At 70.9% G+C, this 12,361-nt stretch carries 14 protein-coding genes; 10 read left to right on the top strand and 4 right to left on the bottom strand.

Going from position 1 to position 12,361, the window contains the following annotated elements; genetic code table 11:
- Window positions 1-798 carry an META domain-containing protein gene (locus tag AB0I12_RS10930; protein ID WP_359927636.1) on the bottom strand — a complete coding sequence of 266 codons (798 nt, stop codon included), beginning with the start codon at window positions 796-798 and terminating at the stop codon, window positions 1-3.
- 221 nt (window positions 799-1,019) lie between these two features.
- Here AB0I12_RS10930 and AB0I12_RS10925 point away from each other — a divergent pair, with 221 nt between their 5' ends.
- The 10 genes from AB0I12_RS10925 (at window position 1,020) to AB0I12_RS10880 (ending at window position 9,560) form a co-directional block, all read left to right on the top strand.
- Window positions 1,020-2,264, top strand: a complete 1,245-nt coding sequence (locus AB0I12_RS10925) for a hypothetical protein (RefSeq protein WP_359927633.1) — start codon at window positions 1,020-1,022, stop codon at window positions 2,262-2,264.
- Window positions 2,265-2,355: 91 nt separating this feature from the next.
- Entirely contained in the window at window positions 2,356-2,997 is a 642-nt protein-coding gene (locus AB0I12_RS10920) for an HAD-IA family hydrolase (RefSeq protein WP_359927630.1), read from the top strand.
- Between the two features lie 15 nt (window positions 2,998-3,012).
- On the top strand, window positions 3,013-4,191 hold the full coding sequence (alr, locus tag AB0I12_RS10915; RefSeq protein ID WP_359927628.1) for an alanine racemase: 1,179 nt from the start codon (window positions 3,013-3,015) through the stop codon (window positions 4,189-4,191).
- Between the two features lie 6 nt (window positions 4,192-4,197).
- Complete coding sequence (locus AB0I12_RS10910; protein ID WP_359927625.1) at window positions 4,198-5,313, top strand: alpha/beta hydrolase; 1,116 nt, start codon at window positions 4,198-4,200, stop codon at window positions 5,311-5,313.
- The gene (tsaE, locus tag AB0I12_RS10905) at window positions 5,310-6,236 is read left to right on the top strand and encodes a tRNA (adenosine(37)-N6)-threonylcarbamoyltransferase complex ATPase subunit type 1 TsaE (RefSeq protein ID WP_359927622.1); all 927 of its coding nucleotides are present in this window, start codon (window positions 5,310-5,312) and stop codon (window positions 6,234-6,236) included. The genes AB0I12_RS10910 and tsaE overlap by 4 nt, the downstream gene beginning before the upstream one ends.
- A gap of 1 nt (window position 6,237) precedes the next feature.
- Window positions 6,238-6,903 carry a tRNA (adenosine(37)-N6)-threonylcarbamoyltransferase complex dimerization subunit type 1 TsaB gene (gene tsaB, locus AB0I12_RS10900; RefSeq protein ID WP_359927620.1) on the top strand — a complete coding sequence of 222 codons (666 nt, stop codon included), beginning with the start codon at window positions 6,238-6,240 and terminating at the stop codon, window positions 6,901-6,903.
- Window positions 6,900-7,349, top strand: a complete 450-nt coding sequence (locus tag AB0I12_RS10895; RefSeq protein ID WP_359927618.1) for a GNAT family N-acetyltransferase — start codon at window positions 6,900-6,902, stop codon at window positions 7,347-7,349. The genes tsaB and AB0I12_RS10895 overlap by 4 nt, the downstream gene beginning before the upstream one ends.
- Window positions 7,346-8,395, top strand: a complete 1,050-nt coding sequence (gene tsaD / locus AB0I12_RS10890) for a tRNA (adenosine(37)-N6)-threonylcarbamoyltransferase complex transferase subunit TsaD (RefSeq protein ID WP_359927615.1) — start codon at window positions 7,346-7,348, stop codon at window positions 8,393-8,395. The genes AB0I12_RS10895 and tsaD overlap by 4 nt, the downstream gene beginning before the upstream one ends.
- Window positions 8,392-8,838 carry a GNAT family N-acetyltransferase gene (locus tag AB0I12_RS10885; RefSeq protein WP_359927612.1) on the top strand — a complete coding sequence of 149 codons (447 nt, stop codon included), beginning with the start codon at window positions 8,392-8,394 and terminating at the stop codon, window positions 8,836-8,838. Before tsaD ends, AB0I12_RS10885 begins: the two co-directional genes overlap by 4 nt.
- The gene (locus tag AB0I12_RS10880) at window positions 8,835-9,560 is read left to right on the top strand and encodes an alpha/beta hydrolase (protein ID WP_359927610.1); all 726 of its coding nucleotides are present in this window, start codon (window positions 8,835-8,837) and stop codon (window positions 9,558-9,560) included. The genes AB0I12_RS10885 and AB0I12_RS10880 overlap by 4 nt, the downstream gene beginning before the upstream one ends.
- A 144-nt stretch (window positions 9,561-9,704) precedes the next feature.
- Here AB0I12_RS10880 and AB0I12_RS10875 read toward each other — a convergent pair whose 3' ends face one another.
- From AB0I12_RS10875 to AB0I12_RS10865, 3 genes are read right to left on the bottom strand one after another with little or no spacing between them, the layout of a single operon-like run.
- The gene (locus AB0I12_RS10875; RefSeq protein WP_359927607.1) at window positions 9,705-10,475 is read right to left on the bottom strand and encodes a helix-turn-helix transcriptional regulator; all 771 of its coding nucleotides are present in this window, start codon (window positions 10,473-10,475) and stop codon (window positions 9,705-9,707) included.
- Window positions 10,465-11,622, bottom strand: a complete 1,158-nt coding sequence (locus AB0I12_RS10870) for a class I SAM-dependent methyltransferase (RefSeq protein WP_359927604.1) — start codon at window positions 11,620-11,622, stop codon at window positions 10,465-10,467. The genes AB0I12_RS10875 and AB0I12_RS10870 overlap by 11 nt, the downstream gene beginning before the upstream one ends.
- Before the next feature lie 9 nt (window positions 11,623-11,631).
- Window positions 11,632-12,231, bottom strand: coding sequence for a peptidoglycan-binding domain-containing protein (locus AB0I12_RS10865; protein WP_359927601.1), 600 nt, complete (start codon window positions 12,229-12,231; stop codon window positions 11,632-11,634).
- Between the last annotated feature and the right edge of the window lie 130 nt (window positions 12,232-12,361).

Here is a 12,361-nt window from a genome sequence, read left to right as displayed (position 1 = left end):
TCAGCGTAGCGCGGTGAAGTCCAGACCGCCGGAGGAGGAGCGCAGCTGCAGCGTCGAGCCGTCGATCGTGGAGGTCAGCTCGCCCTTCAATCCCTTCAGGACAACGGATTCCAGCGTGGCCGCGGCACCCGTGCAAGCCCGCCGGGTGGTGGCGAGTTCGCCGAAGGTCAGCGTGCCGGTCCCGCGCGCGACCGTGCCCTGGAACTCGTTGCAACCGGTCGAACCGGTGACCCGCTCGCCGTTCAGCGTCATCCAGGCCTTCTCGGAACCGACCTGGTGCGACGCGGACTCGCCGGTGACGACGGTGGACAGCGCCCACTTCGTCCCGTCGAGCGCGAGGTCCGGCTCTGCGGTCTGCCGGTCCAGCAGCGAGATCGTCGCGCTGTCCGTGGACAGTTCGAGCTTGTCGCCGTCGAGCTTCCAGGCCGGCTTGGCCGCGATCACGCCGGCCATCCAGGCGTCCTGGCTCTGGAGCGGCTCCATGCAGCCGATCAGCGTCGACGTGATTTCCTTGTCAAGGACCAGCCGGCCGTCGCTCGTCGACACCTTCGCCTGTGACGAGTTGCAGCCGGCATCGAAGGACAGCCGGCCGTCCTCGGTGAACTCCAGCCGGATCCGGGTCCGCGGAGCGAGTGCTCGCGGTTTCCCGTTCTCGCTCACCGAGGTGGACAGGAAGGTCCGCCCGGTCAGCGCGGCGCCGTCCCGTGCGCCGTCCCGTGCGCCGTCCCCGGAGCCGGTTCCGGCCTCGGTCCCGCACGCGGTCAGGAGGAGCAGAGCCGTCGCGGAGAGTGAGATCATCCGTGTGTTCACACTCTGAGGACGCTGCCGGCAGCGCTCGCGTTGCAGGTGAAGGCTCCGTTAATTCAGGACCCGGGGTTGACATCTCTTGGTCACGGTTGGATAACGTCAGGCGCCGTACGCGAGAGCAACCTTCCTGGGGACCCAACCGAAGAGCTGGTCACCCGGTAGCACTGGGGCAACACCGGGCGGACCGTCAGAGACAGACAGGAACGTTTCGCATGCCCCCCTCCTCCCGATCATTCCGGAGTCGCACCCTCCTCCCGGCGGCCGTCCTCGCGGTCGGCGTGCTGGTCGCGGCGCCGATCGTCGTGCACGCGAGCAAGGACTCGCCGGTCGCGACCGCGAACGCCGCGGACAGCACGGTGACCGCCCTGCCCAGTGCCGGACGTGTGGAGACCTGCGTCCTGGACGCGTACTCCGGATGCACGGTCCTGCACGGCTTCGGCCAGAAGCCGGTCGCGATCACCGCGACCCCCTCCGGCCCCGCGATGCTGTCGATCGACCCGGGCCGCACGACGGACCAGAGCTACCGCCTGCGTGCGCTCCGGTACGACGGCAACAAGTACGCGGCCGGCACCAAGCTGACGTACACGGCGCACTACGACTTCGCAGCGGTAGCGGGTCAGCCCACGACCCCGGCGCCGTCCACCACCACGACACCGACCAAGCCGCCGACGTCCAGCACGCCCACCGCGACGCCGACGCAGACCACCACCACACCGACGAAGCCGCCCACGTCGAGCCCGCCGACCAGCACGCCGACGAGCCCGCCGAGCAGTACCCCGACGAGCACGCCGACCGGGACCAAGAGCTGCACCAACCCGGGCTGGGTCACCACGGCGACCGGTAACGCCGGCGAGGGCCGGACCTATGGCCAGTACTACGTGCACAACAACATGTGGAACAACCACAACGGCACGTACACGATGTCGGTCTGCAACTACGACAACTGGTTCGAGGACGTCACCCAGCCGAAGCCCGGCGACCTCGGCGTCCAGGCGTACCCGAACGTGCACAAGGACTACGCCGACTTCCCGCTCGCGCGGATCCAGTCGGCGAAGTTCGCCGCCACCGCGCCGAGCTGCTCGGGCTGCATCTACAACGTGGCGTTCGACATCTGGATCAACAACGGCTTCGAGAACGAGCTGATGATCTGGACGCAGAACTCCGGCCAGACCCCGGCCGGCTCGAAGATCGGCACCACGACGATCGGCGGCCAGCAGTACGAGGTCTGGAAGACCGACGGCGCCAACACCCCGGGCGGCATCTTCACCTACAAGTCGGTGAACACCCAGACCGCCGGCACCATGCCGCTGCAGTCGTTCTTCCAGGACCTGGAAGCCCGGAAGTGGATCCCGGCGAACTCCACCACCTGGCAGGTCGACTACGGCGTGGAGGTCGTCTCCACCAACAACACCAAGCAGCGCTTCGCCTTCACCGATTTCTCCATCCAGGAGAGCTGACCCCCGCGCTCTCGCGACCCCCGGCGGCCACCGCGTCCTCGCGGTGGCCGCTGAAGGTGTGTCTCCCGAGACACACCTTAGGGTTCTGGATGTGACCGAACTGGTGATCTTCGACAACGACGGCGTGCTGGTGGACTCCGAGCGGCTGGCCAACACGATTCTGGCCGAGCTGCTCACCGAGGCGGGGCTGCCGTACACGTTCGAGGAGGCGGTGCGGGACTTCATGGGCGGGTCGATGGCCTCGATGCGCCGGACGGCGGAGGCGCGGCTCGGGCGGCCGCTGCCGGCCGATCTCGAGGACCGCTACCACCAGCGGCTGTTCGACGGGTTCGCGAACCTGCGGGCGATCGAGGGCGTCGAGGCGGTCCTCGACCACCTGGACGACCGCGGCGTGACCTACTGTCTGGCCTCCTCCGGCACCCATCGGCGGATCCGTACGGCGTTGACCGCGGTCGGCTTCCTGCAGCGGTTCGAAGGCCGGATCTTCAGCGCCGAGGACGTCGCCCACGGCAAGCCCGCCCCCGACCTGTTCCTGCACGCGGCCGCCTCGATGAGCGTGAAGCCGGTCGACTGCCTGGTGATCGAGGACAGCCCGCTCGGCGTCGCGGCCGCGGTCGCCGCCGGGATGAAGGTCTTCGGGTACGCCGGCATGACCGACCCCGCGAAACTTTCCGATGCGGACACGGTTTTCCACACCATGACCGCCCTCGCGCCCCTGATCGACGGCGCCTGAGACACTGGAACGACCATGCCTACTCCTCAGTCACGCCCGGTCCGCGCCGAGGCGGTGGTCGATCTGGCCGCGATCCGTCACAACGTGACCACGCTGCGCGCCCGCGCCGCGGGTGCGCAGCTGATGGCCGTGGTCAAGGCCGACGGGTACGGGCACGGGATGGTCCCGGTCGCCCGGGCCGCTCGCGAGGCCGGCGCGGACTGGATCGGCGCCGCGGTGCTCGACGAGGCGCTGGCGCTCCGCGAGGCCGGTGACACCGGGCGGATCTTCTGCTGGCTGACCACGCCCGGCGAGCCGCTCGCCGACGCCATCGAGGCCGGGATCGACCTGTCGGCCGGGGCGCCGTGGGAGATCGACGAGCTGGCCGCGGGCGTGCAGGACCGTCCGGCGCGGGTGCACCTGAAGATCGACACCGGCATGTCCCGCGGCGGCGCCGTACCGGAGGAGTGGCCGGCGCTGATCCGCGCCGCCGTCCGCGAGCAGGCCGCCGGGCGGATCGAGATCAAGGGCATCTGGTCGCACCTGGCGTCCTCGGACGAGCCGAAGAGCCCGGTGAACGAGTCGCAGCTGGCGACCTTCACCGAGGCGATCGAGGTGGCTGAGTCGTTCGGCGTCGACGCCGAGTTCAAGCACCTGGCGAACTCCGGCGCCACGCTCGCGCTCCCGGAGACCCATTTCGACCTGGTCCGGCCGGGCGTCGCGACGTACGGGCTGTCGCCGTTCGGGCATGCGTTGCCGTCGGCCGAGCTCGGGCTGAAGCCGGCAATGACGCTGAAGGCGCGGCTGGCGATGGTGAAGCGGGTGCCGGCCGGCGCCGGCGTCTCGTACGGGCTGACCTGGACCGCGCCGCGGCCGTCGACACTCGGCCTGGTCCCGCTCGGGTACGGCGACGGCCTGCCGCGGCACGCCTCGAACGGCGGCCCGGTCCAGGTGCACGGCCGGCGCCGGGCGATCGTCGGCCGGATCTGCATGGACCAGTGCGTCGTCGATCTCGAGGACGACGAGGCCGCGGCGGGCGACGAGGTCGTGTTGTTCGGCCCGGGGACGGCGGGCGAGCCGACCGCGGACGACTGGGCCGACGCGGCCGGGACCATCAACTACGAGATCGTGACCCGGCTGGGTGCGCGGATCCCGCGCAGGTACGTCGACAGCGCCCAGGACTTGCCCCGCCCTGCCGCCCCGGCCGAAAGGTAGGCCGGCATGTCCAAAGCAAGTCGGACTGCTGGTCTGATCGGGGCCGCGGTCGGCGTGCTGGCGGCGGGTGCCGCGGCTGGTGTCGCGGTCGAGCGTCAGGTGATCGGGCGGCGCTCGGGCCAGCGCAAGCAGCTGGAGGCGGAGCCCTTCGGTTCGCAGCGCGGGACGCCGTACATCTTCACCGCCGACGACGGCGTCGAGCTGTACGTCGAGGTGGACGAACTCAAGCGTTCCCGGCGACCCGCGCCACCGAAGCGACGGCTGGGCCGCAAGCTGCCGTTGCCGCCGGAAGATCTGACCGTGATCTTCGTCCACGGGTACGGCCTGAACCTGGACGCCTGGCACTTCGAGCGCCGTGACCTGGCCGGCATCGGCACGATGGTCTTCTACGACCAGCGCTCGCACGGCCGCTCCGGCCGGTCGCCCAAGGACGGCGTCAGCATCGACCACCTCGGCCAGGACCTGTACGGGATCCTCGAGCGGTTCGCGCCGACCGGGCCGGTGATCCTGATCGGTCATTCGATGGGCGGCATGACGATCATGGCGCTCGCCGAGCAGCAGCCCGAGCTGTTCGGCGACCGGGTGATCGGCGTCGGCCTGTGTTCGACGAGCGCCGGCGGGCTGGACCAGGTCCCGATCATGTTTCCCGGCAAGGTCGGCATGCTGGCGCGGGCGCTCGCGACGCCGACGGTCGCCGCGCTGGCCCGGATCCCGGACGTGGTGGAGCGCAGCCGGAAGGCCGGGACGGACCTCAGCTACCTGCTCACCCGGAAGTACTCGTTCGGCTCCGAGGTGCCGCCGGCGTTCACCGAGTTCGTCAACGAGATGATCGCAGCGACGCCGATCGAGGTGATCGCGGACTTCTACCCGATCTTCGCACTGCACGACAAGTTCGAGGCGCTGGAGCCGCTGCAGAAGGTGGAGTGCGTCGTGATCGGCGGCGACAAGGACCACCTGACGCCGTTCGCCCACGCCGAGGAGATCGTCCGGCGGGTGCCCGGCGCCGAGCTGGTCGAGGTGAAGAACTGCGGCCATCTCGGCCTGATCGAGCACCACCGCGAGTTCACCGCGGCCCTCCTTGGGATGATCGAGCGAGCTGAACAATCGTTAGGGGGGTCATGACCGACCTGCACGTCGTCGACGCGACACCCGAGCATGCCGCGGAGATCGTGTCGGTGATCCACCACGCGTTCGCCGCGCGGCGGGTGCTCGATCCGCCGTCGACGCAGCTGTCCGAGAACGTCACGACCGTGGCGGCCGCGCTCGCGGAGCACGGCGGGCTGCTCGTGCTCAGCGACGGGGTGCCGCTGGGCGCGATGCTGTTCGAGCAGGCCGGTGACGTGCTCAACCTGCGCCGCGTGTCGGTCGACCCGCGGTCCCAGGCCCGCGGCGTCGCCTCGGCGATGGTCGGCTGCGCCGAGGAGGTCGCCGTACGGCGGGGGCTCAACCGGGTGAACCTGATCGCGCGGATCGAGCTGCCGGACACCGTGGAATTCTGGCGCCGGCGGGGGTACTCCGTCGTCGACCAGCAGGCGCACAACCTGATCTTCGCCAAGGCGATGCCTGTCGAGCTGGAGGTGCCGACCGCCGACGACATGCAGGCGATCGGCGAGGAGCTGGCCGGACAGCTGCGGGCGGGCGACGTGCTCGTACTGTCCGGGGACCTCGGGGCGGGGAAGACGACGTTCACGCAAGGGCTGGGCGCCGGGCTGAAGGTGCGCGGCGCGATCACGTCGCCGACGTTCGTGATCTCGCGGGTACATCCGTCGCTGGTCGACGGGCCCGCGCTGGTGCACGTCGACGCGTACCGGGTCGGGGGCTTCGCGGAGCTGGACGATCTCGACCTGGACGCCAGCCTGGAAGACGCGGTCACCGTCGTCGAATGGGGTCACGGCCTGGCCGAGGCGCTCGCGCCCGACCGGCTCGACATCGTGGTGACGCGCGGCGACGACGACACCGACGAGACGCGCGCGCTGCGGATCACCCCGGTCGGCCCGCGCTGGGCCACCTCCGGCGTCCGCGTGTCGGCTTTGGAGAAGAACTGACATGCTGCTTGCCTTCGACACCTCGAGTGCCGCGGTCACGGTCGCGCTGGCGACGCCGGCCGGTGAGATCGTCGCGTCGTCGACGACCGTCGACGCGCTCCGGCACGGCGAGCTGCTCGCCCCCGCGATCGCGTCGGCGCTGGAAACAGCGGGAGCCGGCGCGCGCGACCTGACCGGGATCGCGGTCGGCGTCGGTCCCGGTCCGTTCACCGGCCTGCGGGTCGGGCTGGTGACGGCCCGGACGATGGGTGAGGTGCTGGGCATCGAGGTCTCCGGCGTCTGCAGCCTCGACATCCTCGCGCGCCAGTCGTCGCTGACCCTGCCGGTCGCGGTCGCCACGGACGCGCGCCGCAAGGAGATCTACTGGGCGCTGTACGACGGGCCAGCCGTGGACGGGAGTCGCCGGCGCCTGGAGGGGCCCGCGGTCGACAAGCCGGCCGACGTCGCCCACGTGCTGTCCGGGCTGCCCGTCATCGGCCGAGGTGCTGTTCTGTACGGCGACGTGCTGGGTCTGCCGCCGGCCGCCGACGCGGTTGCCGAGTATCCGTCGGCCGAGGTGCTCGCGACCGGTGTCGCGACCGGGACGCTGGTGGTCGTCGAGCCCGAGCCGATGTACCTGCGCCGCCCGGACGTGACGCTGTCCGCCGGGCCGAAGAGCGTGCTGTGAGACCTGCCATCCGGCCTGCGCGCGCGGACGATCTGCCGGCGTTGGCCGCGCTCGACGAGGTGTGCTTCGGGTCGGACGCCTGGAGTGCGGGCGCGTGGGCGGACGAGTTCGAGCGGCTGTCCGAGGACCGGACGATCCTGGTCGCGGACGAGGGCGCGGTCGTCGGGTACGCCGTACTGCTGGTGCCTCCGGTTGTGGAGGACGTGGTCGAGGTCCTGCGGATCGCGGTGACGCCGGCCGAGCGGCGGACCGGTATCGGTGGGCAGCTGATGACGATCGCCCTGGATCGTTGTGCGGGCCGGACGGTTCTGCTTGAAGTTGCCTCGGGCAATCAGTCGGCGCAGGCCCTGTACGCCGGGTTCGGGTTCGAGGAGATCAGCCGGCGGCAGGGGTACTACGGCGGCGGCGAGGACGCGGTGATCATGCGGTGGCGGGAGGAACTGTGAACGAGCCTTTGATCCTGGGGATCGAGACGTCGTGCGACGAGACCGGCGTCGGGATCGTGCGCGGGCAGACGCTGCTCGCCGACGCGGTCGCGTCCAGTGTCGAGGAGCACGCCCGGTTCGGCGGTGTCGTCCCCGAGGTGGCCAGTCGCGCGCACCTCGAAGCGATGGTGCCGACGATCCGGCGGGCCTGCGAGACCGCCGGGATCAAGCCGGCCGATGTGGACGCGGTCGCGGTGACCAGCGGCCCCGGGCTGGCTGGTGCGCTGCTTGTCGGTGTCGCGGCGGCCAAGGGCCTGGCGTTGTCGCTGGGCAAACCGATCTACGGCGTGAACCACCTCGCGGCGCACGTCGCGGTCGACACCTTGGAGCACGGTGACCTGCCGAAGGGCTGTGTCGCGATGCTGGTGTCCGGCGGGCACTCGTCGCTGCTCGCGGTCGAGGACATCACCGACGGCGTCGTACCGATGGGCAGCACCATCGACGACGCGGCCGGCGAGGCGTTCGACAAGGTCGCGCGGGTGCTCGGGCTGCCGTTCCCGGGCGGGCCGTACATCGACAAGGCGGCGCGCGACGGCGGCGACCGGCTGTACGTGACGTTCCCGCGCGGGCTGACGTCGCAGCGCGACCTCGAGCGGCACCGGTTCGACTTCTCGTTCTCGGGGTTGAAGACCGCGGTCGCGCGCTGGGTCGAGGCGCGCCGGCGCGACGGCGAGGACGTGCCGGTGAGCCACGTGGCCGCGGCCTTCCAGGAGGCGGTCTGCGACGTGCTGACCCGCAAGGCGATCGACGCCTGCAAGGACCGCGGGTTCGAGCACCTGCTGATCGGCGGTGGTGTCGCGGCGAACTCGCGGCTGCGGGCGATGGCCGAGGAGCGGGCCGCGGCGGCCGGTATCGCCGTCCGGGTGCCGCGGCCGGGGCTGTGCACCGACAACGGCGCGATGGTCGCCGCGCTCGGCTCGGAGCTGGTCCGGGCCGGGAAGCAGCCGTCGCCTCTCGATCTCCCCGCCGATTCCTCGATGCCGATCACGGAGGTACTGAACAGATGAAGTGGACCGGGCCGGACGGTTTTGAGGCCGACGACACCGCCGAACGCGTCGACGCCGCTGTCGTCCAGAGCTTCCTGAGTTCGTCGTACTGGGCGCAGGGGATCCCGCGCGAGGTGGTGGACCGCGCGATCGCGGGATCGCTCAACCTCGGGGTGTACGACGCGGCCGGCGCGATGGTGGCGTACGCGCGGATGGTGACGGACCGGGCCACGTTCGCGTGGCTGGCCGACGTGTTCGTGCTGGAGTCGCATCGGGGTCACGGCCTCGGGCGGTTCGTCGTGTCGACGCTGCTGGAGCACCCGGACCTGAAGGGCCTGCGGCAGATCCTGCTGGCGACGGCCGACGCGCACGAGCTCTACCGCTCGTACGGCTTCACCGAGACGCCGCCCGGCCGGATGATGGCCATCCGCAAGGAGCCGACCGAGCTGTACAACCAGCTGTGAGCTGTCCGGGTGTCGACTTCGTCCGGCGCCCGGCCGGAGCGACGGATCTGGTGCTGCTCGCCCACGGCGGGTCGGAGCACTCGCACGCCGACCCGCATCTGTGGCGGCCCGCGCTGTTGCGGATGTGGCCGTTCGCGGTGGCCGCGCGCGCGGCGGCGCCGGACGCTGCGATCGGGTTCCTGCGGTACCGCTTCCGCGGCTGGAACGACGCCGGCGACGCGGCCGCCGATCTGCGGACCGTCCTGGACGAGCTGCCGCCGGCGCTCTCGCGGGTGTTCCTGATCGGGCACTCGATGGGCGGTCGGGCGGTTGTCACCGCGGGCGATCATCCACGGGTGGCGGGCGTGCTCGGGCTGGCCCCGTGGTTGCCGCCCGGCGAACCGCTCGCCGCACTACGCCCGCCGGTCACCTTCGTGCACGGCACCGACGACAGGATGACCGACCCTGCGGGTACGACGGCGTACGCGGCGCGGCTGCGGGCGGCCGGAGTGGCGGTGACGACGTACTCGATCCGCGGCGAGGCGCACGCGATGCTGCGGCGTCCGAAGGAGTGGGACCGTCTGGTCGCGGACTTCGTCCGATCGGCCCGCGCCGGGACGGGCGCCGGCGGCGGCAGCGAGGAGCTGGCGGACGGCGAGCGGTCCTCGGTCCCCGCGGCGATCGCGAACATCGCGGTGGCGCGGCTCCGGATGCCGGTGAAACACCGGCTGCGGGTGCCGTGAGACGGCGCGACATCGTAGGGAAACAGACCTTGGTGGCGGGCCTCCGGGGAGAGCGGCAGCGGACGCAGCACCTCGCCCGCCGGCAGGTCCCCGGAGACCCGCTCGCGAGATCGATCATATGTTCGAATACAGGTCGAGCGCAAGTCAGGACTGTTCGGCCCGATGCCGGCCGGGGGTGGTGCCGACGATCGCCGCGAAGGCCGCGATGAAGCCGCTCGGGTTCGCCCAGCCGCACGCGTGCGCGACGTACGTGGTGTCGTGGCCGGCGGCGAGCAGCACGAGGGCATGGTAAATCCGGAGCTGCGTGCGCCATTCGTAGAAGGTCATGCCGAGTTCGTCGCGGAGCAGCCGGCTGAGCGTCCGGGAGCCGGCGCCGGCCGCGCGGCCGAGCTCGGCCAGCGGGGTGTTGTCGGCCGGGTTCTCGTGCAGCAGTTTCGCGATGGTGCGCAGGCGGTCGTCGCGCGGCTCGGGGAGTTGCAGCGGTTGCTCGGCGGCTTCGTGGAGTTCGCCGACGAGGACGTGTTCCAGGCGGCGCCGGGCTCCGGTGTCGAGTTGGCGGCTGGTCAGGGCGAGGAGTACCTCGCGGGCGAGGCCGGAGGCAAGGAAGACGGCCGGGCGGTCGGGGATGCGCCGTGCCAGTCCGGCGGTCAGGAACACGATCCGCATGTCGGTCTCGCCGTGCGCGCGGTGGTGGTGCGTCGAGTGCGCCGGCGTCCAGGCGACGCGGTTGGCGGGCACGATCGAGGTGCCGTGATCCGTGTGGACGGAGATGACGCCGCGGGCGGCGTACACCAGGTGCCCCTGGTCGTGGGTGTGCACCGCGCTGGTGCCCCCGGAAACCCATCGGTGTGCGCCCGCCGACGGCAACAGTTTCGACTCGAGCGGTCGGCCGTCGGGCATGGCGTTATCGGCCATCGGCCACTCTGCGGCACGAGTAAGCGACGGCGTCCCGGTCGATCCGCGTGATGATCAGCGTCGCCGACGCCGCACCCTTCGGAGCAAGCTTCTTGCGCAGCTGCGCCGGATCGAGATCCACCCCGCGCTTCTTGATCTCCAGAGTGCCGATGCCGTTGCTGCGAACCCAGGCGCGCAACGCCTTCTCCTTGTAGGGCAGCTCTTCCAGTACCTCGTACGCCGAGGCGAGCGGCGTCGGCACGTGCTGCGCCGCCGTGACGTAAGCGATGCGCGGATCGAGAAGCCATCCACCCACGGCTGCCGCGACCGCCGTCACCAGACCGGCCCGGACGACGGCGCCGTCCGGCTCGTAGATGTACCGCCCGACCGGCCCGACCTCGGCATCCGGCGCTTCGGCGACACTCGCCTGGCTCGGCAGCAGCGTCGCCCGGCGGGACGTACCGCCGTACAACTTTCCCGACCACAGTGCGGCTTCCTTCACCTCACCGGCGTCACTGATCCACTCGGCCTCCACGCCGTCGGGAATCGCGTCGTGCGGAATGCCGGGCGCCACCTTCACGCACGCGGTCCGCTCCAGGAGCGAGGTGACGAACGACCACGGCGGCGAGTAGGCGTTGTGGTCGAACACGCGCCGCCCGTCGGCCCGCCGCGCAGGATCGGCGAACACCATGTCGTACGGGGTGAGGTCCGTTGTCTGTGCATCGCCTACCAGGACATCGCCGGGCAGGTCGAACGTGGCCAGGTTTGCCCGGGCGACGGCTGCTGTCTCGGGGTCTCGCTCCACGCCGGTGACCCGCAGGCCGGCGCGGGCCATCGTGATCAGGTCGCCGCCGATGCCGCACCCCAGGTCGACCACGGTGTCGATCTGGGTGGCTGCGATCCGTACGGCGCGGTGGGTGCTCACTGTGGTGCGGGTGGACTGCTCCAGGCCGTCCGGGGTGAAGTACATGCGCTCCGCGTCCGGACCGAACTTGGCGGTCGCACGGTGGCGCAGTGCGGCCTGGGTCACCGCAGTCGTGACCAGTGTCGCGTCGTACGAGCGTCTGAGCTTCTCGATGAGCTGGAGCTCTCTGCCGGGGCGGTACTCGGCACAAGCAGCCGCCAGCACCTCAGCGCCTGGTCCGTCGAGCAACGCCGTGACAGTCACCCGGTAAGCCTAGAGCGGGCTGGAACAGCTCCTGCTCCAGCTGCGGGTAGCCATCGAGTACAGGCGCCAGTTCATCGCGGAGCGGGTCTTCGGGCCGTAGATGCCGTCCACCACCAGGTGGTGCTTGCGCTGCACCATCTTGATGACAGTGCGGGTGTTGGTGCCGTAGATGCCGTCGACGGCGAGCTTGGTGCCGTAACAGAAGTTCAGGTTGCGCTGGAGGACCTGGATCGCGGTCTCCGGATCACCTGTCCGGCTGGAGCCGCGGAACGGGTCGTCGCCGTACATGAGGTTGCAGGTCGTGCTCGTGCTGCCCAGGATCGACGGCATCGGGATGCCCCAGCTGCGGTTCACCGGCACGAGCCGGGCAGACCTGCACTGCGGCAGCGCGGCCGCTGCCTTGAGCTCGGCCGCCGTCGCGTCGTTGGACACCGCTTCGTCGACCTTGGGTGCGTCTGCTGCCGGGGCCGCGACGGGCGGGCCGCCGGCCGGTGGCGACTCTTTCGACGCGTTGGCCGCGACGGCGCCGACGCCGACCGCGGCGACGGCGGTCAGGAGCGCGATCGTCCGGCCGGACAGCTTCGGCAACGCGGGCAGCTTGAACGCCATGGGCCCCTCCTGTGATCGCTCTGAGAGAACGGTCGCATGCGGACCCGGGTCCGGCCCAGCGTTCGGCCACATTCCGTACCCGGACGATTACCCGGCCGCCGACAATTCGTCTGGCACTCGAGTTGACCGA

Source organism: Kribbella sp. NPDC050459 (assembly GCF_040655315.1).
Classification (GTDB): Bacteria; Actinomycetota; Actinomycetes; order Propionibacteriales; family Kribbellaceae; genus Kribbella.
The sequence above is the reverse complement of the archived record's forward strand: the minus strand, read 5'-3'. Positions and strand labels throughout refer to the sequence as shown.